A 19,349-nucleotide genomic window follows, 5' to 3' on the forward strand; every position below is an offset into this window, starting at 1 on the left:
AACTGACCAATCATCCACGGAGATCCCATGACCGACAAGAAAGCCATTCTCGTGATCGGCGCTGGCGACGCCACGGGCGGCGCCATCGCCCGGCGTTTTGCGCGCGAAGGCTATATCGCCTGCGTCACGCGCCGCGACGCGGACAAGCTCCAGCCCCTGGTCGAACAGATCCGCGCCGCCGGTGGCCAGGCCCATGGTTTTGGCAGCGACGCGCGCAAGGAAGAGGAAATGGTGGCCCTGGTGCAGAAGATCGAGGCCGAGATCGCACCCATCGAGGTCGCCGTCTTCAACATCGGCGCCAACGTGCGCTTTGGCATCACCGAGACCACGGCGCGCGTCTACTTCAAGGTCTGGGAGATGGCCTGCTTCGCCGGCTTCCTGATGGGGCGGGAGGCGGCCAGGGTGATGCTGCCGCGCGGCCGGGGCACCATCATCTTCACGGGCGCCACCGCCAGCCTGCGCGGGCGTGAGGGCTTTGCTGCGTTTGCCGGCGCCAAGCACGGCCTGCGTGCGCTGGCCCAGAGCATGGCGCGCGAGCTTTGGCCCAAGGGCATCCATGTGGCCCACCCCGTGATCGACGGCGCCATCGACACGGAGTTCATCCGGAGCAACTTTCCCGAGCGCTATGCCCTCAAGCAGCAGGACGGCATCCTCAATCCCGACCACATCGCCGACCTCTACTGGCAACTGCACCAGCAGCCGCGCGATGCCTGGACGCATGAAACCGAAATCCGCCCCTGGATGGAGCCCTGGTAGGCCCTTCAGCCATTTGCGTCCCTTCAGCCGCTTCAGCCCCTTCGCCTCGATGTTCCCTCCCACTTGATGCAGGCCGTGCCATGAAACCCAACGTGCAATTCCTCTTCGACTTCGGCAGCCCCAACGCCTATCTCTGCCACCAGGTCATCCCCGCAATCGAGGCGCGCAGCGGCATCCGCTTCGACTATGTGCCGGTCCTGCTGGGCGGCCTGTTCAAGCTGGCCAACAACCGCTCACCGGCCGAGGCGAATGCCGGCATTCCCAACAAGCGCGCCTATGAGGCGCTGGAACTGCAGCGTTTCGTGCAAAGGCATGGGCTCACGCGCTTCCGGATGAATCCGCACTTTCCCGTCAACACCCTGCAAATCATGCGCGGGGCCGTGGCGGCGCAGGGCCTGGGCTGCTTCGAACGTTATGTGGATGCGGTGTTCTCCAGCATGTGGGAGAAGGACTGCAAGATGGACGATGCCCAGGTGATCGGCACCGAGCTGTCCGGGGCGGGCCTGGACGCCCCAGCCCTGATCGCCGCAAGCCAGACGCCCGAAGTCAAGGCCCGGCTGCTGGCAAATACCGAGCAGGCCTTCCACCGTGGCGCTTTCGGATCGCCCACCTTTTTTGTTGGCGACGAGATCTACTTCGGCAAGGACCGCCTGCGCGATGTGGAGGAACAAGCGCTGCGGGCCTGCAGCCAGCCTCAGGCCGATCGCCCGTCGTAGCGCGTGATGCGCAGCGCCTCGGGGTCCACGCCTTCCAGGCAGCGCACGTTGACGGCCGCCATGTGCCGGCCCTGGGGATCGATGGCCTCGCCGAACGGATGGATGCCGCAGGTCGGGCAGAAGCGGTGCTGGATCAGGTGCCGGTGGAAGGTGTAGGTCCGCATCTGTTCATCGGGCGTCTGCAGCTGCAGCTGTTCCCTGGGAACGAACCACATGAGGGCGCCCTTGCGCGCGCAGATGGAGCAGTTGCAGGCCATGGCCTGGGTGAGTTCGCCTTCCACATCGAAAGCGATGCCGCCGCAGTGGCAGCTGCCGTGGTATTTCATCGGGGTTCTCCGTGGCCACCGCGGGCTGGCGGCACTGCCGTTGATGGTAGGAGTTCGTGCTGGCTACGGCAAATTGCTGCAGTGCTACATAAGAGCACGTGGCTTGTAAAGCCTCGGGAAACCCCCCTGCAACAAGGCGTTGCAGGCCACCGGGGGGTGCCTAGAATCGCCAATCCCCTGCGGTTTCCGGGCCACAAGCCAGGATGCGGCGGGAGAGCTTCCACCACCATGGCATTGCTGGCTCCGTTCGTTTGGATGCGAGGCACGCTGAATGTCTCCATCCTGGACTAAAGGGGAGAGCACATATGGACATACTGCTTCAGCAGGTCATCAACGGATTGGTCCTGGGCAGCATGTACGCCCTGATCGCCCTGGGCTACACCATGGTGTACGGCATCATCCAGCTCATCAACTTCGCCCATGGCGAGGTGCTCATGGTCGGCGCGCTGACCAGCTGGAGCTGCATAGGCCTGATGCAGGAGGCCATGCCCGGTGCGCCGGGCTGGCTGATCCTGCTGCTGGCGACCGTGATCGCCTGCGTGGTGGCCGCGGCACTGAATTTCGTGATCGAGAAAGTGGCCTACCGCCGCCTGCGCAGCAGCCCGCGCCTGGCGCCGCTGATCACGGCCATCGGCGTCTCGCTGCTGCTGCAGACGCTGGCCATGATCATCTGGAAGCCCAACTACAAGGCCTATCCCACGCTGCTGCCGAGCACGCCCTTCGAGATCGGCACGGCGGTGATCACGCCCACCCAGATCCTGGTGCTCGTGGTCACGGCGATCGCGCTGGCATCGCTGACCTATCTGGTCAACTACACCAAGCTCGGGCGCGCCATGCGGGCCACGGCCGAGAATCCGCGCGTGGCGGCCTTGATGGGCGTCAAGCCTGACGTGGTGATCTCGGCCACCTTCATCATCGGCGCCGTGCTGGCGGCCATCGCGGGCATCATGTATGCCTCCAACTACGGCACGGCCCACCACACCATGGGCTTTCTGCCGGGGCTCAAGGCCTTCACGGCGGCCGTGTTCGGCGGCATCGGCAACCTGGCCGGCGCCGTGGTCGGCGCCATGCTGCTGGGGCTGATCGAGTCCATAGGCTCTGGCTACATCGGCGACCTCACGGGCGGCGTATTGGGCAGCCACTACACCGACATCTTCGCCTTCATCGTGCTCATCATCATCCTGACGCTGCGCCCCTCGGGCCTGCTGGGTGAGCGTGTGGCCGACCGCGCCTGAGGAGATCCGCATGAACAGCAAGAAGACCGTGCAATGGATTCTGGGCGGCCTGGCGCTGATGGTGCTGCCGCTGGTGCTGCAGTACTTCGGCAATGCCTGGGTGCGCATCGCCGACCTGGCCCTGCTCTATGTGCTGCTGGCACTGGGCCTGAACGTGGTGGTGGGCTATGCAGGCCTGCTGGACCTGGGCTACGTGGCGTTCTACGCCGTGGGCGCCTACATGTTCGCGCTGATGGCCTCGCCGCATCTGGCGGAGACCTTCGAGGGCTTTGCCGCCATGTTCCCTGACGGGCTGCATACCTCCATCTGGCTGGTGATACCGCTGGCGGCGCTGCTGGCGGGCATCACGGGAATACTGCTGGGCATCCCGGTGCTCAAGCTGCGCGGGGACTACCTGGCCATCGTCACGCTGGGCTTCGGCGAGATCATCCGCATCTTCATGAACAACCTGGACCAGCCGGTCAACATCACCAACGGCCCCAAGGGCATAGGCCAGATCGATTCGGTGAAGATTCTGGGCCTGGACCTGGCCAAGCGCCAGGAGATCTTCGGCTACGACATCAGCTCGGTCACGCTGTACTACTACCTGTTCCTCTTCCTGGTGCTCGTCAGCATCGTGATCTGCTGGCGCCTGCAGGACTCGCGCATCGGCCGCGCCTGGATGGCCATCCGCGAGGACGAGATCGCCGCCAAGGCCATGGGCATCAACACGCGCAACATGAAGCTGCTGGCCTTCGGCATGGGCGCTTCCTTCGGTGGTGTCTCGGGCGCCATGTTCGCTGCCTTCCAGGGCTTCGTCTCGCCCGAGTCGTTCAGCCTCATGGAGTCCATCATGATCGTGGCCATGGTGGTGCTGGGCGGCCTGGGCCATTTGCCGGGCGTGATCCTGGGGGCGGTGCTGCTGTCGGCCCTGCCCGAGGTGCTGCGCTATGTGGCCGGTCCCTTGCAGCAGATGACCGACGGGCGGCTTGACGCCTCCATCCTGCGCCAGTTGCTGATCGCGCTGGCCATGATCGTCATCATGCTGATGCGTCCGCGTGGCCTGTGGCCGTCGCCCGAGCATGGCAAGAACCTGCCGCACCAGTCCTGAGCATGGAGACAACGCAGATGGCGAACACGGCAGACAACGGCTCCACCTCCCCGGTGCTCAGGGTTTCGGGCATTTCCAAGCGCTTTGGCGGACTGCAGGCCCTGTCCGATGTGGGCATGACCATTGGCCGTGGCCAGGTCTACGGCCTGATCGGTCCCAACGGCGCGGGCAAGACCACTTTCTTCAACGTGATCACGGGCCTGTACACGCCCGACAGCGGCAGCTTCGAGCTGGCCGGCAAGGCCTACGAGCCCTCGGCCGTGCACAAGGTGGCCAAGGCCGGCATTGCGCGCACCTTCCAGAACATCCGGCTGTTTGCCGAGATGACGGCGCTGGAGAACGTGATGGTCGGGCGCCATGTGCGCACGCATTCGGGCCTGATCGGCGCGGTGTTCCGCACGCCAGGCTTCAAGGCCGAGGAAGCCGCGATCCGCGCGCGGGCCCGCGAACTGCTGGACTACGTGGGTATTTCCAAATACGCCGACTTCAAGGCCCGCACGCTGAGCTACGGCGACCAGCGCCGCCTGGAGATCGCGCGGGCGCTGGCCACCGACCCGCAACTGATCGCGCTGGACGAGCCGGCCGCCGGCATGAACGCCACCGAGAAGGTGCAGCTGCGCGAGCTGATCGACCGCATCCGCCGGGACCAGCGCACCATCTTGCTGATCGAGCACGACGTGAAGCTGGTCATGGGCCTGTGCGACCGCGTCACCGTGCTGGACTATGGCAAGCCCATCGCCGAAGGCACGCCGGCCGAGGTGCAGAAGAACGACAAGGTGATCGAAGCCTATCTGGGCACCGGAGGACACTGAACCATGGGTGAGCAAGTGCAAGACAAGGGCGTGTCCGCGCCGGTGCTGTTGAAGGTCCATGGACTGAAGGTGGCCTATGGCGGCATTCAGGCCGTCAAGGGCGTGGACTTCGAGGTCCGCCAGGGCGAGCTGGTCTCGCTGATCGGCTCCAACGGTGCGGGCAAGACCACGACCATGAAGGCCGTCACGCGCAGCCTGCAGATGGCGGATGGCGACGTGCACTACCTGGGCCGCAGCATCCGCAACGTGGGCGCCTGGGATCTGGTGGCCCAGGGCCTGGTCATGGTGCCCGAGGGGCGCGGCGTATTCGCGCGCATGACCATCACCGAGAACCTGCTCATGGGCGCCTACACGCGCAACGACAAGGCCGGCATTGCCGCCGACATCGAGCGCATGTTCGGCATCTTCCCGCGCCTGAAGGAGCGCCGCGACCAGCTGGCCGGCACCATGTCGGGTGGCGAGCAGCAGATGCTGGCCATGGCGCGCGCGCTGATGAGCCAGCCCAAGGTGCTGCTGCTGGACGAGCCCTCCATGGGCCTGTCGCCCATCATGGTGGACAAGATCTTCGAGGTGGTGCGCGATGTGCATGCGCTGGGCGTGACGCTGGTGCTGGTCGAGCAGAACGCCAGCCGTGCGCTGGCGCTGGCCGATCGCGGCTATGTGATGGAGTCCGGCCTGATCACCATGACCGGGCCCGGCCAGACCCTGCTCAGCGATCCGCGCGTGCGGGCCGCCTACCTGGGCGAGTGACCACCGGGGTCGCCGCCTGCGCACAGGTTGCTGGAATGTCCCGTGCCATCGACGGGATATGGCAAAAATATGACGATTTGATGAAGATTCATCGAATGCCTATTGATGCGGGATGTTGCGTATCTGTGCGATGAAGCAGGTTTTTCAAGAAAATTCGCGCAAAAAAGCAATTTTTGGAAAGCAATCGAAAACCCGGCTTCTGGCACTGCGGGCGCGATAATTCAGGCCTTCCAGCACCCGGGCGCACCTCAGATGAACTGGCTCCAACACATCCCCGTCGGGCTGCAGACCGTGGTCCTGCTGGCCATGAGCAATGTCTTCATGACGTTTGCCTGGTATGGGCACCTGAAGAACCACGCCTCGTCGCCCTGGTACGTGGCAGCCCTTGTCAGCTGGGGCATTGCGCTGTTCGAGTACCTGCTGCAGGTGCCCGCCAACCGCATAGGCCACACGCAGTTCAGCGTGGCGCAGCTCAAGATCATCCAGGAGGTGATCACGCTGTCGGTGTTCGCGCCTTTTGCCGTGCTCTATCTGAACCAGCCCCTCAAATGGGACTTCCTCTGGGCCGGCCTGTGCATGGTGGGCGCGGTGTATTTTATTTTTCGCAGCGGCTGACAAGGCGGCGCGCCGGCGCGCAAAAACGCGCTTGGGACTCAAGAGTACACTTCGCCCCGTTCAAGCCGGGAAGCCATGCCAAGCATCCGCAATGTGACGCAGTGAGTCGCCTGGTTCCCACTTTTCCCGGTAAGGAGCATTCATGCTTTTTGGCAAACTATTGCCACGCGAAGGCAATTTCTTCGAGATGTTCAACCAGCATGCCGACCGCATCGTCGATGCCGCGCATGCCTTCTCGCAGCTTGTCGCCAACTACAACGATCCTCATCTTCGCGAGAAGTACAACGAGGACGTGAACAACGCCGAGCGTGCCGCCGACCGCGTGACGCATGACGTCACCAAGGCGCTGCACAAGACCTTCATCACGCCGCTGGACCGTGAGCAGATCCACTCGCTGATCAACACCATGGACGACGTGGCCGACCTGATCCAGGACTCGGCCGAGACCATGGCGCTGTACGACGTGCGGCACATGACGGATGAGATCACGCGCCTGACCGACCTGTGCGTACGCTGCTGCGAGCGGCTGCGCGATGCGGTCAAGCTGCTGTCGCGCATCTCCGATCCATCGGTGGTGGACGCGGCGATGAAGACCTGCGAGGAAATCGACCGCCTCGAATCGGACGCCGACCGCGTGATGCGCTCGGCCATGAGCAAGCTGTTCCGCGAAGAGCCCGATGTGCGCGAAGTCATCAAGCTCAAGGCCATCTACGAGCTGCTGGAGACGGTGACCGACCGCTGCGAGGACGTGGCCAACCTGATCGAGGGCATCGTCCTCGAGAATTCCTGAGCCCTCGCGGAGTCGTTTCGTTATGGAATCCGTACAAGCGGCCCTGTGGGTCGTGATCCTGCTGGTGGTGCTGGCCTTGCTGTTCGACTTCATGAACGGCTTCCACGATGCTGCCAACTCGATCGCCACCGTGGTCTCCACGGGCGTGCTCAAGCCCACGCAGGCCGTGGCCTTCGCGGCCTTCTTCAACGTGGTGGCGGTCTTTGTCTTCCACCTCAGCGTGGCGGCCACCGTGGGCAAGGGGATCGTCCAGCCCGGCATCGTGGACACGCACGTGGTCTTCGGCGCCCTGGTCGGTGCCATTGCCTGGAACGTGATCACCTGGCACTACGGCATCCCCAGCAGCTCCTCGCATGCGCTGATCGGCGGCATCGTGGGCGCCGTGATCGCCAAGGCCGGCGCGGGCGCACTGATCGCCAGCGGCATCTGGAAGACCGTGGCCTTCATCTTCGTCTCGCCGCTGCTGGGCTACCTGCTGGGCTCGCTGATGATGGTGCTGGTGGCCTGGATCTGCCGCCGCGCCGCTCCCAACCGGGTGGACCGCTGGTTCCGCCGGCTGCAGCTGGTCTCCGCCGGCGCCTACAGCCTGGGCCACGGCGGCAATGATGCGCAAAAGACCATCGGCATCATCTGGTTGCTGCTGATCGCCACCGGCTATGCCAATGCCGGCGACGCGGAGCCGCCGCTGTGGACCATCGTCAGCTGCTACCTGGCCATCGGCCTGGGCACCATGTTCGGCGGATGGCGCATCGTCAAGACCATGGGCCAGAAGATCACCAAGCTCAAGCCCGTGGGAGGCTTTTGCGCCGAAAGCGGCGGCGCGCTGACGCTGTTCTTCGCGACCTTCCTGGGCGTGCCGGTCTCGACCACGCACACCATCACGGGTGCCATCGTCGGCGTGGGCTCCACCCAGCGTGCCAGCGCCGTGCGCTGGGGCGTGGCGGGCAACATCGTCTGGGCCTGGGTGCTGACGATTCCTGCCAGCGCCTTCGTGGCTTCCATTGCCTACTGGATCAGTCTCCAGCTGTACTGAGCCAAGGCAAGTGCCTTCAAAAAGAAAGACCGCCGATGGCGGTCTTTCTTTTTTTGGGGGAGTCACGCGCTGGCGTACCACGGCGAAATCTGCATGGTGAAAACTTCACTGAGAAGTCTTCACTGCGAAATCTTGCGCGCTTCCTCCACCTGGTGCTCGAAGTAGTGCTGGAAGCTGTAGGCAATGCTGGCCATGAGCACGGCGGCGCCCAGCATCAGGGACAGCGCAATGGCAAAGATGGTGGACCAGCCCGTGCGCCCGGCCTGCGCCTGCACGTCAATGCCGGGGTTGTGGCGCCGGTTCCAGGCTTCGGTGTCGGTCAGCCCGTAGAGGATGGCGCGCAGCGCGCAGCCGGCGATGGTGAAGCCCAGCAGCGGAATCAGCAGCCAGCTGAGCTGGTCGTCCTGCCCCAGTTGCTGGACGCGCTCGATGCCGTACACGCCCAGCGCCGTGGGCACGGGCAGCAGCCAGCCCAGCCAGTCGCCGAAGCCATGCAGGTAGAAGCGGTGCAGCCCCAGCGGCCCGCCGACGAAGGCCAGCCAGGCCGTCAGGGTCTTGCTTTTGGAGCGCGCAGCCCCCTGCTGTGCTTGAGCGGGCTGAGGCAAAGGCGTGCTGGGTCGGTTCATGCACCCATTATTCGGGCGAACTGCGGTTGCCGTCTCCCAGGGTCTTCTCCATGAGAACGATGTCCAGCCAGCGGCCGAACTTCCATCCCATGGAGCTCAGCGTGCCCGCCGGGGTGAAGCCCGCGGCGCGGTGCACGCCGATGGAGCCGGCATTGGCCGAGTCGCCGATCACCGCCAGCAGCTTGCGCACGCCGGCCGCCTCGCATTCGCGCGACAGCGCATCGAGCAGCAGGCGGCCCACGCCCTGGCCGCGCGCCGCGTCATGCACGTAGATGGAATCCTCGGCGGAGAAGCGATAGGCCGGGCGCGGCTTGAACCAGTTGGCGTAGGCAAAGCCCAGCACCTGGCCCTGTTCGTCCACGGCGACCAGATAGGGCAGGCCCTTGGCCAGCACGTCCGCGCGGCGCGTTGCCATGTCCGATTCGGCAGGGGGATCGGTCTCGAACGTGCCCGTGCCGTGCAGCACGTGGTGGCGGTAAATGGAGGTGATGGCGGCAAGATCGCCGTCCAGGCTTGAGCGAATGGTAGGCATGGAAAGGGAAGTTGGATATAATCGCTGGTTTTACGGCGTGTCGCTGGCCGGGTGGCCATGTCGCGTGTCTCAAACGCCGCAAAACATGTGCAGCCATTCATTGTCTAGTTAATTGTGTGGTGGCTGCGCCCACCCGAAGGAAAATCATGGTCGTCATTCGACTCTCTCGCGGCGGTTCCAAGGCCCGTCCGTTCTACAACATCGTTGCCGCCGACAAGCGCGTGCGCCGCGATGGTTCGTTCATCGAACGCCTGGGCTTCTACAACCCCAACGCCCGTGGCGGCGAAGAGGGTCTGCGCGTTGCTCTGGACCGCGTGAACTACTGGAAGGGCGTTGGCGCGCAGGCTTCCGAGACCGCAGAGCGCCTGATCAAGCAGGCCACCCAGAAGACTGCTGCCTAATTCAGCATCCCTTCTGAAATCGGGTTCCGTTGGCTTGTCTGACGGAGCCCGTTTTTGTTTTCCCCTCCGGATCGCCTTGCACGGATCTGCAACGATCTGCATTGACTGTCCATCTACTGCCTACCGACTGCCATGAGCCACATGCCTGAACTCGAAGCCAGCGTCCTGCCCGCCGATGCCGTGGAGGTCGGGCGTATCGCCGATGCCTGGGGCATCAAGGGCTGGTTCAAGGTGGCCGCCTTCAGTGCCGACCCCGAGGCCCTGTTCACCGCAAAGCAGTGGTATCTGCAGCCCCCCGAGAAGGGTGCGCGGCAGTTCACCGGTACGGTGCTGCTGCCGGTCAAGCAGGCGCGCGTCCACTCCGATTCCGTCGTCGCCACATCGCCTGTCGTGAACGACCGCAATACCGCCGAGGCCCTGCGTGGCGCGCGCATCTTCGTGGCGCGCAGCGATTTCCCGCAGCCCGAAGATGGCGAGTATTACTGGGTCGATCTGCTGGGCCTGTCCGTGGTCAACCGCGAGGGTGTGGCCCTGGGCGTCGTCCGCGACCTGCTGTCCACCGGCCCGCAGACCGTGCTGGTGCTGGCCTATGAAGAGGATGGCAAGGAGCGCGAGCGCATGATTCCCTTTGTCGATGCCTATGTGGACAAGGTGGATCTGCCGGGCAAGACCATTGTTGCCGACTGGCAGCCCGACTATTGATCGCCGACCTCCATGCGCTTCGACATCATCACGCTGTTCCCTGAGCTGTTCACACCGTTTCTTGAAAGCGGCGTCACGCGCCGTGCCTATGCCTCGGGCCAGGTCGGCGTGCACCTGTGGAATCCGCGCGACCATGCCCAGGGCAACTACCGGCGCGTGGACGATCGCCCCTTTGGCGGCGGTCCGGGCATGGTGATGATGGCCGAGCCGCTGCAGCGCTGCCTGGAGGCGGCCCGGCAGGCGCGCCGTGATGCAGGCGAGCCCGAGCCGGCTCCCGTGGTGCTGTTCTCGCCGATCGGCACCACGCTGCGCCATGCCGTGGTGGCCGACTGGGCGCAGGGACAGGGCGCGATCTTGCTGTGCGGCCGCTACGAGGGCCTGGACCAGCGCTTCATCGATACCCATGTCACGCACCAGTTGAGCCTGGGCGACTTCGTGCTGTCTGGCGGCGAGATCGCTGCCATGGCCCTGCTGGATGCCGTCGCACGGCTGCAGCCCGGCGTGCTCAATGACGAAGGCAGTTTCCAGCAGGACAGCTTCAATCCGGCGCTCGACGGCCTGCTCGATTGCCCGCACTACACCCGCCCCGAAGTCTGGGAAGGGCGGGAAGTGCCGGCGCCACTGTTGTCCGGCCACCACGCGCAGATCGAGCGCTGGCGCCGCGACCAGCGCCTGTCCATCACGGCCAGGCACCGGCCCGAGCTGATAGAGCAGGCGCGCGCCCAGGGCCTGCTCAACGCCAAGGACGAGGGGTTTTTGGCAAAAAACGTCTCCGGGCTATAATCCGCGATTCTTCGATCCTCTATCCGGCCGCTGCTACGAACAAAGCAGCCATGGCGCCAATCCCGGCGCTTGCCAATCCTGGCGCGGACAAGATCGATTGGATGTTGACCATGAATCTGATCCAGATCCTCGAGCAAGAGGAAATCGCCCGTCTGAACAAGACCATCCCCCAGTTCGCCCCCGGTGACACCGTCATCGTGAGCGTGAACGTGGTCGAAGGCAGCCGCAAGCGCGTGCAGGCTTACGAAGGCGTGGTGATCGCCAAGCGCAACCGTGGCCTGAACAGCGGCTTCACCGTGCGCAAGATCTCCAGCGGTGAAGGCGTGGAGCGTACGTTCCAGACCTACTCGCCCCTGATCGCCGGCATCGAAGTCAAGCGTCGCGGTGATGTGCGTCGTGCCAAGCTGTACTACCTGCGTGAGCGCAGCGGCAAGTCGGCCCGCATCAAGGAAAAGCTGCCGTCGCGTGTCAAGGTTTCTGCCGAAGCCTAAGCACCTGCGTCACAGCTGGAAAGCCGCTACAGTCGCCTGTAGCGGCTTTTTTGTTGTCCGGCCGTTTCCCCATCACAAGCCTTCATTCGTGTCCTCTCTGCCCGATACCGCCATTCCCGTGCCGACCGGCGGGCCAGTGCCCGCAGCCGTGCCGTCGATCGCCGACCCGCGCATGGCGCAACTGATTGGCAAGGACAGCCACCTGCCTGCCGTGCCCCCCGAAGCCCGTACGCCCGAGGCCCTGCGCCAGCGCTTTGCGCTGCCGCCCCAGTGGGCTCCCGAGGTGGTGCGCGAGAAGCGCTTCAGCGATCGCCAGCCCACCGATGCCGCCGTGCTCGTGCCCATCGTGATGCGCCCCGAGCCCACGGTGCTGCTGACCGAGCGCACGGCCCACCTGTCCACGCATTCGGGGCAGGTGGCATTTCCGGGCGGCAAGCGCGATCCGGAGGATGCCTCTGCCCAGGCCACTGCCCTGCGCGAGGCGCATGAGGAAGTCGGACTGGCCGCCAGCGATGTGCAAGTGCTGGGCACGCTGCCCATTTACATCACGGGCACGGCCTTCCTGATCACGCCGGTGGTGGCCCTGGTCGATCCCCGGGCGCGCCTCAATCCCAATCCCTACGAAGTGGCGGATGTGTTCGAGGTGCCGCTGGCCTTCCTGCTCGATCCTGCCAACCATGAGCGCCACTCCATGGTCTGGAACGGCGTGCCGCGCGAATGGTTTGCAATGCCCTACCAGGATGGTGATCGCCAGCGCTACATCTGGGGCGCCACGGCCGGCATGCTGCGAAATCTTTACCGATTCCTGTCGGCCTGATGCCCGGATCGGGGGCCGTGCCACCCCGGGGTCACTGACCTGTCTGCATGCGCCAGTATGATGGCCGGATGAGTTTCTTTGCCATTCTGATCGCCTTGCTGATCGAGCAGGCGCGCCCGTTGACGCCGGCCAATCTCGTGCACACAGGCTACAGAGCCTGGACGGTTTCGGTGCGCCGCAACTTCGATGCCGGCCAGGCGCACCATGGCTGGCTGGCTTGGACCGTGGCGGTGGCATTGCCCTGCGTGCTGGTGACGGGCATCTACCTGCTGCTGCTGTGGGGCGTGGGCTGGCCGCTGGCCATGGTCTGGAATGTGGCCGTGCTCTATGTGACGCTGGGCTTTCGCCAGTTCAGCCACCACTTCACACGCATCCGCGATGCGCTGGATGCAGGCGATGAGTATGCCGCGCGCGAGGCGCTGGCTCACTGGCAGCAGGTCGATGCCAGCGAGGTGCCGCGCAGCGAGGTCGTGCGCCATGTGATTGAGTACTCGGTGCTGGCCGCGCATCGCCATGTGTTTGGCGTTCTGTTCTGGTTCTCTGCGCTGGCAGCGCTGGGGCTGGGCCCGCTCGGCGCCGTGTTCTACCGCATGACCGAGCACCTGTCGCGCTCCTGGTCGCGCAAGGGCCTGGTGGGCGGCACCCAGGTCAGCCCCCAGTTGCAGCACACCTCCCGGCTGGCCTGGACCGTGATCGACTGGTTGCCTGCACGGTTGACGGCGCTGTCCTTTGCCGTGGTCGGCAGCTTCGAGGAAGCCATCGAAGGCTGGCGCTTCCATGCCCAGCGCTTTCCCAACGACAACGATGGCGTGATCCTGGCCGCCACCTCGGGTGCCATCAATGTGCGCCTGGGCGGCGAGGCACTCAAGCGCCGCGAAGGCATCTCGGTGACCCGCGACGACGGCGAGGAGATCGATCTCGATGTGGACAGCGAAGCCACGCCGGGCCGCGAGCCCGAGATCGGCCATCTGCGCAGCGTGGTCGGCCTGGTCTGGCGTTCGGTCGTGGTCTGGCTGCTGCTGCTGGCCCTGCTGTCGCTGGCGCGTTTGCTGGGCTGATCGCTGCGCCGCAGAAGGCGAGCCCTGCCCTGTCTTGCCAGGCAGCAGCCCGCCCTTCCTGATGCAGCCGGGTCGTTGTTTTGAGGAGGTCAGTACTTCTGCGCCTGGCTCAATTCATCGAACAGCTCGGCGTAGATGTAGTAGCGGTTGGCGCTGATGTCGTGGTCGGCATCCATTCCGGTTTCCTCGTCTTCCACGCGCGGCATGACGGCGCATCCCGGCTCGTGCAGGTGGGTGCAGTTGTAGAACTTGCATTCCTGCGCATGGGCGCCGATGTCGGGCATGCAGCGGGGCAGGTCCGTGGGCTCTATGTGGCGCAGGCCGAATTCCTGGAAGCCCGGTGAGTCGATCAGCGCCGTGGTGCGCTCTTCGTCCATCCAGTACCAGCTGGTCGTGGTGGTCGTGTGCTTGCCGGAGTTCAGCGCCTGCGAGATCTCGTTGGTGGCCGCGCGTGCGCCGGGCACCAGCAGGTTGATCAAGGTGCTTTTGCCCGAGCCGGAGGGGCCCAGGACCAAGGTGGCCTTGCCCTTGAGGTGTTGCATCAGCAACTGCCGGTCGGCCTCGCCTTCGTTGGCCAGCGACAGCGACAGCACCTCGTAGTGCGGCGTTTCCTGGCCCAGGTACATCTCGCGATAGGGCTTCAGGCGCTCCCAGGCATCGGCGAAGGGCTCGGCCAGGTCACGCTTGTTCAGGGCGATCAGGGGCTTGATGTGGGTGGCTTCGGCGGTGATGAGGGCACGGGCCAGCTGGCTTTCGGAGAACACCGGCTCGGCCGCGATCAGGATCAGCACCTGGTCGATGTTGGCCGCAAAGGACTTGGTGCGTATCTCGTCCTGGCGGTAGAACAGGTTGCGCCGTTCCAGCACCTTCTCTATGGTGCCTTCCTCGCCCTGGCCGGCGGGTGGCAATTGCCAGCGCACGCGGTCGCCGACCACGGTCTGGCTCTTCTTGCCGCGCGGATGGCAGATGTGGCGTGCGCCTTCTTCGGTCTCGACCACGCAGTGGCGGCCATGGCTGGAGACGACCAGGCCTTCTCGCAATGCGGAGCGCTCAGCCATGGGATGCCGGGGTGGGATTCATGGACGCTCCAGCAGCGCATCGATGCGCCTTGCGCACTCGATGTCGGTGGACGAGATGCCGTTCACGTCATGCGTGTTCAGGCGCACACCGCAACGGCCGTAGCTCACGGTCAGGTCGGGGTGGTGGTCCTGCTGGTGGGCGATCAGGGCCAGCGCGTTCACGAAGGCCATGGTCTCGTAGTAATTGGCAAAGGCGTAGCTCTTGGCGATGGCATCGCCATCGAGCTGCCACCCCGGCAGGTCCGCCAGTGCGGTGCGCAATTCGTCCGGCGTCAGCGCGCGGCGCTGCTGGGTGGACCAGTCCTGTTGTTGCAAGCGTTGTGTGCTCATGGTGGATGTGAAAGGGTCAGGTCGGAGAGGGCATGCGCGCCAGCCGGGCGAGGGCGGGCGGATGCGAGTAGTAAAAGCCCACGTACCAGGGATCGGGCGTGAGCGTTGAAGCATTGTCCTCGTACAGCTTGAGCAGTGCCGAGGCCAGATGGGCGCCGCTGGCCTGTTGCATGGCATAGGCATCGGCTTCGAACTCGTCGCGGCGCGACAGGGCCGAGAACAGCGGGGTGACAAAGAAGCTGAATACCGGCACGGCCAGCAGGAACAGCAGCAGTGCCACGGCCTCGTTGCCGGCGCCTATCCCGCCATGGCCCAGCGCAAGGTCCAGACCCGGGCGCACGCCCAGGCCCAGGTAGAACCACAGCTGCTGCGACAGCCAGCCCAGCAGTGCGAAGCCGGCCAGGCTGGCGGCGAACATCAGCAGCATGCGCTTGAGGATGTGGCGGTGCTTGAAGTGGCCCAGCTCGTGCGCGAGCACGGCCTCCACCTCGTCGGCGTCAAGCTGCTTGAGCAAGGTGTCGAAGAACACCACGCGCTTGGAATGGCCGAAGCCCGTGAAATAGGCATTGGCATGGGCCGAGCGGCGGCTCCCATCCATCACGAACAGGCCTTTGGCCGTGAAGCCGCAGCGCTGCATCAGCGCGCTCACGCGCTCCTTGAGCGTGCCTTCGGCCAGCGGTTCGAACTTGTTGAACAGCGGTGCGATGAAGGTCGGAAAGATCCACATCAGCAGCAGGTTGAACGCCGTCCACACGGCCCAGGCCCACAGCCACCACAGGTCGCCGGCCGAGCCCATGAGCCACAGGATCAGCGCCGCCAGGGGAAGGCCGATGGCCGCGCCCATGGCGGTGGACTTGATGGCATCGGTCAGCCACAGCCGCAGCGTCATCTGGTTGAATCCAAAGCGCTGCTCCAGCACAAAGGTCTGGTAGAGCGACAGCGGCAGCTCCACCAGCCCGGAGATCAGGGCAAAGCCGGCCAGCAGTGCCAGTTGCTGCCACAGGCCGGCGCCCATCAGTTCCAGCAGCCACTGGTTGAGCGCGTCGAGCCCGCCCAGCAGCGTCCATGCGAGCAGCACCACGGCGCCCAGCGTCATCTCGATCAGGGCGATGCGGGCCTTGGCCAGCGTGTAGTCGGCGGCCTTTTGATGGGCCGCGAGGCTGATGCGTTGCGCAAAGGCCTCAGGCACCTCGGCCCGATGGCGGGCCACATGGCGGACCTGGCGCGAGGCCAGCCAGGCGCGCAGCAGCCACTGGGCGAGCACGGCTGCGGCAAACAGCAGGGACAGCGTCGAGGAAAAATCGGGGTTGAAGGCCATGTGGCCGCAGTGTAGGCGACAATTTGGGCCATGTCCGAAGCCTCCGAAGCCGCCAGCGCTTGCATTCCCGTCCCCGCCGAACCCGGCACGTCCATCACCCTGGCCAAATCCGATCTCAACCTCGTCTGGCTCGACTGCGAGATGACCGGGCTGCAGCCCGATACCGATCGCATCATCGAGATCGCCGTGGTCGTCACCAGTCCGGACCTGGCCATTCGCATCGAAGGGCCGGTATTTGCCATCCATCAGGCAGATGCGCTGCTCGATGGCATGGATGCCTGGAACAAGGGCACGCATGGCAGGAGCGGCCTGATCGATCGCGTCAAGGCATCGACCACCAGCGAGGCCGATGCGGAGGCTGCGCTGATCAAGTTCCTCTCGCAGTACGTTCCCAAGGCCAAGGCCCCGCTGTGCGGCAACAGCATCGGGCAGGACAGGCGCTTCATGGAGCGCTACATGCCCAAGCTCAACAACTTCTTCCACTATCGCAATGTCGATGTCAGCACCCTCAAGGAATTGGCCAGGCGCTGGAAGCCCGACGCCTATGCTTCCTTCAAGAAGGCCCAGCGCCACACCGCATTGGCCGATGTGCACGAGTCCATCGATGAGCTGGCGCACTATCGCGCGCGCCTGCTAAGCGTCTGAATCTGGCGGCCCCGGCCATTTTTTGTGCCAGGGGCTTGCGGGAAAACCCGGGGAGTGCGACAATCTACAGCTTGCCCCCATCAACAAGGGGCAATTTGCACATCTCCATCACACAAGGGCCCCTGCGCTGTGTGTCTGCGGTCGGTGTCCATAGACCACCATGATGGCTTTCATGGATGGCGGGACCACCGGTTTCGGACCAGCCGAAAATGCCCATCCGCCCTTTTGCGAAGGGCCGGTTAAGTCTGACGGTGGATGTTGACCCAACCGTCGAGAAAAGCATGCCAGATCGCTGACTGCGCGTGCTTTTCGTTAGAGCCATTCATGAACGATATCTCTCAAGAGCAGGGCATCATTGCCGCTGCCGATTCCTCTTTTGCTTCCGCCGCTGAAGCATCTTCCGTGCTGAACGCCGCCGTTGCCAGCGCCGAGCAGGCCGCCGAATCCTTGGCCGCCGCCGAAGTCGTGGAAATCGCCGAAGGCGCCGAGGCTGTTGAAGCAGCCCCCGAATTGCCCAATGCCTTCATCGAGCTGGGCCTGGCTGAAGAACTGGTCCGTGCCGTTGCCGATCTGGGCTACACCCAGCCCACGGCCGTGCAGGCGCAAGCCATTCCCCTGGCCATGGGCAGCGATGACCAGGCCTTCATCGACCTGATGGTGTCCAGCCAGACCGGCTCGGGCAAGACCGCTGCCTTCCTGCTGCCCGTGCTGCACACGCTGATCCAGCAAAAGGCTGACGAAGAAGCCGCCATCCGCGCCGAATATGACCGCCAGTGCGCCGAAGCAACGGCCAGCGGCCAGCCCACGCCCAAGCGCAACAAGCGCAAGGACCCCACGAATCCCCGCAACTTCAAGGCAGCCGTTCCCGGCGCCCTGATCCTGTGCCCCACGCGCGAGCTGGCACAGCAGGTGGCGCATGACGCCATCGAGCTGGTCAAGCACTGCCGCGGCATCCGCATCGCCAACGTGGTGGGCGGCATGCCCTACCAGCTGCAGATCGCCAAGCTGCAGAACGCCAACCTCGTGGTGGCCACTCCCGGCCGTCTGCTGGACCTGCAGCGCTCGATGCAGATCAAGCTCGACCAGGTTCAGTTCCTGGTGGTGGACGAAGCCGACCGCATGCTGGACCTGGGCTTCTCGGACGATCTGGCCGAAGTCAACGACCTGACGGCACAGCGCAAGCAGACCATGATGTTCAGCGCCACCTTCGCGCCCCGCATCCAGCAACTGGCCATGCGCGTGATGCATGACGGCGGCTCCGGCGTGAAGAAGGTCACCATCGACACGCCCCAGGAAAAGCACGCCAGCATCAAGCAAGTGCTGTTCTGGGCCGACAACTCCCAGCACAAGCGCAAGCTGCTGGACCACTGGCTGCGCGACACCACGATCAACCAGGCCATCGTTTTCGCATCGACCCAGGTCGAGTGCGACGGTCTGGCCAATGACCTGCAGCAAGACGGCTTCTCCGCCGTGGCACTGCACGGCGCCCTGAGCCAGGGCCTGCGCAACCGCCGCCTGATGGCGCTGCGCAGCGGTCAGGTGCAGGTGCTGGTGGCTACCGATGTGGCGGCACGCGGCATTGACGTGCCCACCATCACCCACGTCTTCAACTACGGCCTGCCCATGAAGGCAGAGGACTACACCCACCGTATCGGCCGCACGGGCCGTGCCGGTCGCGAAGGTGTGGCCGTCACGTTCGCGGAATTCCGTGACCGTCGTCGCATTTTCGATATCGAGGCCTACAGCCGCCAGCAATTCAAGGCCGAAGTGATTCCTGGCCTGGAACCTGCACAGCGCGCACCCAGCAGCAACGAAGGCCGTGGCGGCCGTCGTGGCGGCGGTGGTTTTGAAAGCCGTGGCGGCGATCGCCGTGGTGCCGGCGGCGGTGGCCGTGGCGGTTTCGGTGGTGATCGTGGCTTTGGCGGCGATCGCGAGCGCAGCTTCGGTGATCGCGGTGGCGATCGTGGCTTCGGCGCACGCCGTGATTCCGAAGGCTATGGCCGCAAGGCTGGCTTCGGTGGCTTTGGCGGTGGCCAGCGCGAAGGCGGCTTTGGCCAGGGCCAAGGTCAGCGCGAAGGCGGCTACAGCCAGGCTCCGCGTGAAGGCGGCTACAGCCAGGCCCCGCGCGAAGGCGGCTTTGGCCGTGGCGGTGAAGGCCGTGGCTTCAGCGGCGACCGTGGTGCTCCGCGTGGCGGCGATCGCCGTGACGGCGCTCCCCGCGAAGGCGGCTTCCGTGGTGCATCCGGCGAGTCGCGCGGCTTTGGCGGTGGCGAATCCCGTGGCGGCTTCGGCGGCGGCGAGCGCCGTCCTGCCTTCGGCAAGAGCGCTCCCAAGCCTTACTCGCCCCAGGGCGGTGATCGCAAGCGCGTCGTGCGCTGATCGATCTCGGCATTGCATGCAGACCGGCCCTTCGGGGCCGGTTTTTTTTCGGCCATCTGCGTCCT

Annotated in this window: 23 protein-coding genes; 17 read left to right on the plus strand and 6 right to left on the minus strand. The window is 64.9% G+C overall.

Going from position 1 to position 19,349, the window contains the following annotated elements; genetic code table 11:
- Nucleotides 1-27 precede the first annotated feature (27 nt).
- Nucleotides 28-756, plus strand: coding sequence for an SDR family oxidoreductase (locus tag AC57B5_RS25255; RefSeq protein ID WP_216294092.1), 729 nt, complete (start codon nucleotides 28-30; stop codon nucleotides 754-756).
- Nucleotides 757-836: 80 nt separating this feature from the next.
- Complete coding sequence (locus AC57B5_RS25260; protein ID WP_496400565.1) at nucleotides 837-1,472, plus strand: 2-hydroxychromene-2-carboxylate isomerase; 636 nt, start codon at nucleotides 837-839, stop codon at nucleotides 1,470-1,472.
- Here AC57B5_RS25260 and AC57B5_RS25265 read toward each other — a convergent pair.
- Nucleotides 1,451-1,798 carry a GFA family protein gene (locus AC57B5_RS25265; RefSeq protein ID WP_192366229.1) on the minus strand — a complete coding sequence of 116 codons (348 nt, stop codon included), beginning with the start codon at nucleotides 1,796-1,798 and terminating at the stop codon, nucleotides 1,451-1,453. The genes AC57B5_RS25260 and AC57B5_RS25265 overlap by 22 nt on opposite strands.
- Nucleotides 1,799-2,103: 305 nt before the next feature.
- Between AC57B5_RS25265 and AC57B5_RS25270 the strand changes: the two genes are divergently transcribed.
- From AC57B5_RS25270 to AC57B5_RS25300, 7 genes are all read left to right on the plus strand, one after another.
- Complete coding sequence (locus AC57B5_RS25270) at nucleotides 2,104-3,033, plus strand: branched-chain amino acid ABC transporter permease (RefSeq protein ID WP_012207152.1); 930 nt, start codon at nucleotides 2,104-2,106, stop codon at nucleotides 3,031-3,033.
- 10 nt (nucleotides 3,034-3,043) lie between these two features.
- The gene (locus AC57B5_RS25275) at nucleotides 3,044-4,123 is read left to right on the plus strand and encodes an ABC transporter permease subunit (protein ID WP_013800924.1); all 1,080 of its coding nucleotides are present in this window, start codon (nucleotides 3,044-3,046) and stop codon (nucleotides 4,121-4,123) included.
- A gap of 17 nt (nucleotides 4,124-4,140) precedes the next feature.
- Nucleotides 4,141-4,935 (plus strand): ABC transporter ATP-binding protein, encoded by a 795-nt coding sequence (locus AC57B5_RS25280; protein ID WP_012207150.1) that lies wholly within the window; start codon nucleotides 4,141-4,143, stop codon nucleotides 4,933-4,935.
- A gap of 3 nt (nucleotides 4,936-4,938) precedes the next feature.
- Nucleotides 4,939-5,685 (plus strand): ABC transporter ATP-binding protein, encoded by a 747-nt coding sequence (locus tag AC57B5_RS25285; protein ID WP_096913852.1) that lies wholly within the window; start codon nucleotides 4,939-4,941, stop codon nucleotides 5,683-5,685.
- Between the two features lie 252 nt (nucleotides 5,686-5,937).
- Entirely contained in the window at nucleotides 5,938-6,300 is a 363-nt protein-coding gene (locus AC57B5_RS25290) for a DMT family protein (RefSeq protein WP_012207148.1), read from the plus strand.
- Nucleotides 6,301-6,442: 142 nt separating this feature from the next.
- Nucleotides 6,443-7,090, plus strand: a complete 648-nt coding sequence (locus AC57B5_RS25295) for a DUF47 domain-containing protein (protein WP_013800926.1) — start codon at nucleotides 6,443-6,445, stop codon at nucleotides 7,088-7,090.
- Nucleotides 7,091-7,112: 22 nt separating this feature from the next.
- Nucleotides 7,113-8,123 (plus strand): inorganic phosphate transporter, encoded by a 1,011-nt coding sequence (locus AC57B5_RS25300; RefSeq protein WP_012207146.1) that lies wholly within the window; start codon nucleotides 7,113-7,115, stop codon nucleotides 8,121-8,123.
- Between the two features lie 119 nt (nucleotides 8,124-8,242).
- On the opposite strand, the gene AC57B5_RS25305 is transcribed toward AC57B5_RS25300, so the two are convergent.
- Both AC57B5_RS25305 and AC57B5_RS25310 read right to left on the minus strand, forming a co-directional pair.
- Entirely contained in the window at nucleotides 8,243-8,749 is a 507-nt protein-coding gene (locus AC57B5_RS25305) for a TM2 domain-containing protein (protein ID WP_192366230.1), read from the minus strand.
- 7 nt (nucleotides 8,750-8,756) lie between these two features.
- The gene (locus AC57B5_RS25310; RefSeq protein WP_013800927.1) at nucleotides 8,757-9,281 is read right to left on the minus strand and encodes a GNAT family N-acetyltransferase; all 525 of its coding nucleotides are present in this window, start codon (nucleotides 9,279-9,281) and stop codon (nucleotides 8,757-8,759) included.
- A 146-nt stretch (nucleotides 9,282-9,427) separates the two neighbouring features.
- Between AC57B5_RS25310 and rpsP the strand changes: the two genes are divergently transcribed.
- From rpsP to AC57B5_RS25340, 6 genes are all read left to right on the plus strand, one after another.
- A complete protein-coding gene (gene rpsP, locus AC57B5_RS25315) occupies nucleotides 9,428-9,682 on the plus strand; it encodes a 30S ribosomal protein S16 (RefSeq protein WP_012207143.1) in 255 nt (84 codons plus the stop codon).
- A gap of 132 nt (nucleotides 9,683-9,814) precedes the next feature.
- Nucleotides 9,815-10,384, plus strand: a complete 570-nt coding sequence (gene rimM / locus AC57B5_RS25320; protein WP_013800928.1) for a ribosome maturation factor RimM — start codon at nucleotides 9,815-9,817, stop codon at nucleotides 10,382-10,384.
- Between the two features lie 12 nt (nucleotides 10,385-10,396).
- On the plus strand, nucleotides 10,397-11,167 hold the full coding sequence (gene trmD / locus AC57B5_RS25325) for a tRNA (guanosine(37)-N1)-methyltransferase TrmD (protein ID WP_071956676.1): 771 nt from the start codon (nucleotides 10,397-10,399) through the stop codon (nucleotides 11,165-11,167).
- Nucleotides 11,168-11,277: 110 nt separating this feature from the next.
- Nucleotides 11,278-11,658, plus strand: coding sequence for a 50S ribosomal protein L19 (gene rplS, locus AC57B5_RS25330; protein WP_013800930.1), 381 nt, complete (start codon nucleotides 11,278-11,280; stop codon nucleotides 11,656-11,658).
- An 88-nt stretch (nucleotides 11,659-11,746) separates the two neighbouring features.
- On the plus strand, nucleotides 11,747-12,475 hold the full coding sequence (locus AC57B5_RS25335) for a CoA pyrophosphatase (protein ID WP_269198357.1): 729 nt from the start codon (nucleotides 11,747-11,749) through the stop codon (nucleotides 12,473-12,475).
- A 68-nt stretch (nucleotides 12,476-12,543) separates the two neighbouring features.
- A complete protein-coding gene (locus AC57B5_RS25340; protein WP_034398910.1) occupies nucleotides 12,544-13,533 on the plus strand; it encodes a CobD/CbiB family protein in 990 nt (329 codons plus the stop codon).
- Between the two features lie 89 nt (nucleotides 13,534-13,622).
- On the opposite strand, the gene rsgA is transcribed toward AC57B5_RS25340, so the two are convergent.
- From rsgA to AC57B5_RS25355, 3 genes are read right to left on the minus strand one after another with little or no spacing between them, the layout of a single operon-like run.
- Nucleotides 13,623-14,591, minus strand: coding sequence for a ribosome small subunit-dependent GTPase A (rsgA, locus tag AC57B5_RS25345; RefSeq protein WP_013800931.1), 969 nt, complete (start codon nucleotides 14,589-14,591; stop codon nucleotides 13,623-13,625).
- 18 nt (nucleotides 14,592-14,609) lie between these two features.
- Nucleotides 14,610-14,942, minus strand: coding sequence for a 4a-hydroxytetrahydrobiopterin dehydratase (locus AC57B5_RS25350; protein ID WP_013800932.1), 333 nt, complete (start codon nucleotides 14,940-14,942; stop codon nucleotides 14,610-14,612).
- A 16-nt stretch (nucleotides 14,943-14,958) separates the two neighbouring features.
- Entirely contained in the window at nucleotides 14,959-16,260 is a 1,302-nt protein-coding gene (locus AC57B5_RS25355) for a M48 family metallopeptidase (RefSeq protein ID WP_043782752.1), read from the minus strand.
- Between the two features lie 30 nt (nucleotides 16,261-16,290).
- On the opposite strand from AC57B5_RS25355, the gene orn reads away from it, so the two are divergent.
- Entirely contained in the window at nucleotides 16,291-16,905 is a 615-nt protein-coding gene (orn, locus tag AC57B5_RS25360; protein WP_063328171.1) for an oligoribonuclease, read from the plus strand.
- Nucleotides 16,906-17,229: 324 nt separating this feature from the next.
- Complete coding sequence (locus AC57B5_RS25365) at nucleotides 17,230-19,284, plus strand: DEAD/DEAH box helicase (RefSeq protein ID WP_065345610.1); 2,055 nt, start codon at nucleotides 17,230-17,232, stop codon at nucleotides 19,282-19,284.
- Nucleotides 19,285-19,349 lie beyond the last annotated feature (65 nt).

Source organism: Delftia sp. BGA-UO-ETr-SB1 (assembly GCF_059567865.1).